This is a genomic window from Parvimonas sp. D9, from assembly GCF_035282565.1.
In the GTDB taxonomy this organism is placed as follows: Bacteria; Bacillota; Clostridia; order Tissierellales; family Peptoniphilaceae; genus Parvimonas; species Parvimonas micra.
In genome coordinates this window covers 1-275 of sequence record NZ_JAYKBM010000135.1, presented here as the reverse complement: position 1 = coordinate 275, position 275 = coordinate 1, and the positions used below count along the sequence as shown (strand labels likewise).

The following is a 275-nucleotide window of genomic DNA, read 5'->3' as shown; positions in this document are numbered from 1 at the left end:
TGATTTCTTTTTTTCAATAATACCATTATTCCACCTGATATAGCTAAAATTCACGAATAAATTGAAGCACTTGTTTCTATTCCTTTCTTAGCCAATTTAGGTTTCTTTGGAATTTCCTTATTAGTAATTACAAAGCCGTCTTTTTCGTTTCCTTCTATCTTGCTTTCATATCCTTCAATTGCTACTTCTTTTACTGTATAAAATATTTCTTTTCCATTGTAATCATATTTTGGCAAATCTTTGAATGTATGTTTCCAAGAATTTGCTTCGTTTAA

At 28.4% G+C, this 275-nt stretch carries 1 protein-coding gene; it reads right to left on the bottom strand.

Annotated elements, in window-relative coordinates:
* Positions 1 to 50: 50 nt before the first annotated feature.
* The coding region (locus VJI94_RS08335; protein ID WP_324009022.1) for a Cna B-type domain-containing protein at positions 51 to 275 on the bottom strand (225 nt) is incomplete at its 5' end.